The organism is Fructilactobacillus lindneri DSM 20690 = JCM 11027, assembly GCF_002907375.1.
Classification (GTDB): Bacteria; Bacillota; Bacilli; order Lactobacillales; family Lactobacillaceae; genus Fructilactobacillus; species Fructilactobacillus lindneri.
Window position 1 is genome coordinate 1 of sequence record NZ_MIYK01000006.1, and the last position, 1,870, is coordinate 1,870.

General features: G+C 53.0%; 1 protein-coding gene. It reads right to left on the reverse strand.

Going from position 1 to position 1,870, the window contains the following annotated elements:
- Positions 1-589: AadA family aminoglycoside 3''-O-nucleotidyltransferase (locus tag BHU33_RS02910; RefSeq protein WP_103434760.1), on the reverse strand; the 589-nt coding region annotated here is incomplete at its 3' end.
- Positions 590-1,870: the final 1,281 nt, after the last annotated feature.

Here is a 1,870-nt window from a genome sequence, read left to right on the forward strand (position 1 = left end):
CGCTATACCAAATACGGCTCAGGGTCAGCACCACGTTGCGTTCATCACCCGCCCAATCCGGCGGGCTGTTCCACAGGGTCAGGGTTTCGTTCAGCGCTTCAAACAGGTCCTGTTCCGGCACCGGATCAAACAGTTCTTCCGCTGCCGGACCAACCAGCGCCACGCTATGTTCACGCGCTTTGGTCAGCAGAATGGCCAGATCGATATCAATGGTCGCCGGTTCAAAAATGCCGGCCAGAATATCGTTACGCTGCCATTCGCCAAACTGCAGCTCACGTTTCGCCGGATAACGCCACGGAATAATGTCATCATGCACCACGATGGTCACTTCCACCGCACGCAGAATTTCGCTTTCACCCGGGCTCGCGCTGGTTTCCAGCAGATCGTTAATCAGCGCACGACGGGTGGTTTCATCCAGACGCACGGTCACGGTCACCAGCAGATCAATATCGCTATGCGGTTTCAGGCCGCCATCCACCGCGCTGCCATACAGATGCACGGCCAGCAGGGTCGGTTCCAGATGACGTTCAATCACGCCCACCACTTCAGACAGCTGGGTGCTCACTTCCGCAATCACCGCTTCACGCATAATGTTCAGTTTGGTTTTCGGACGGCTGCCCTGCTGGGTCACATCGTTGCTGCTCCACAGCATCAGGCAACGGCCCACCGCATAACGCGCCTGCTGTTTGCTCGCACGCGGCATGCTCTGCACGCCAAAAAAGCAATCATAGCACGCCATAAACACCGCCACCGCACCATTACCGCCGCTACGTTCGGTCAGGGTACGGCTCCAATTACGGCTACGCATACTCTTCCTTTTTCAATATTATTGAAGCATTTATCAGGGTTATTGTCTCATGAGCGGATACATATTTGAATGTATTTAGAAAAATAAACAAATAGGGGTTCCGCGCACATTTCCCCGAAAAGTGCCACCTAAATTGTAAGCGTTAATATTTTGTTAAAATTCGCGTTAAATTTTTGTTAAATCAGCTCATTTTTTAACCAATAGGCCGAAATCGGCAAAATCCCTTATAAATCAAAAGAATAGACCGAGATAGGGTTGAGTGTTGTTCCAGTTTGGAACAAGAGTCCACTATTAAAGAACGTGGACTCCAACGTCAAAGGGCGAAAAACCGTCTATCAGGGCGATGGCCCACTACGTGAACCATCACCCTAATCAAGTTTTTTGGGGTCGAGGTGCCGTAAAGCACTAAATCGGAACCCTAAAGGGAGCCCCCGATTTAGAGCTTGACGGGGAAAGCCGGCGAACGTGGCGAGAAAGGAAGGGAAGAAAGCGAAAGGAGCGGGCGCTCGGGCGCTGGCAAGTGTAGCGGTCACGCTGCGCGTAACCACCACACCCGCCGCGCTTAATGCGCCGCTACAGGGCGCGTCCCATTCGCCAATCCGGATATAGTTCCTCCTTTCAGCAAAAAACCCCTCAAGACCCGTTTAGAGGCCCCAAGGGGTTATGCTAGTTATTGCTCAGCGGTGGCAGCAGCCAACTCAGCTTCCTTTCGGGCTTTGTTAGCAGCCGGATCTCAGTGGTGGTGGTGGTGGTGCTCGAGTGCGGCCGCAAGCTTGTCGACGGAGCTCGAATTCGGATCCGCGACCCATTTGCTGTCCACCAGTCATGCTAGCCATATGTATATCTCCTTCTTAAAGTTAAACAAAATTATTTCTAGAGGGGAATTGTTATCCGCTCACAATTCCCCTATAGTGAGTCGTATTAATTTCGCGGGATCGAGATCTCGATCCTCTACGCCGGACGCATCGTGGCCGGCATCACCGGCGCCACAGGTGCGGTTGCTGGCGCCTATATCGCCGACATCACCGATGGGGAAGATCGGGCTCGCCACTTCGGGCTCAT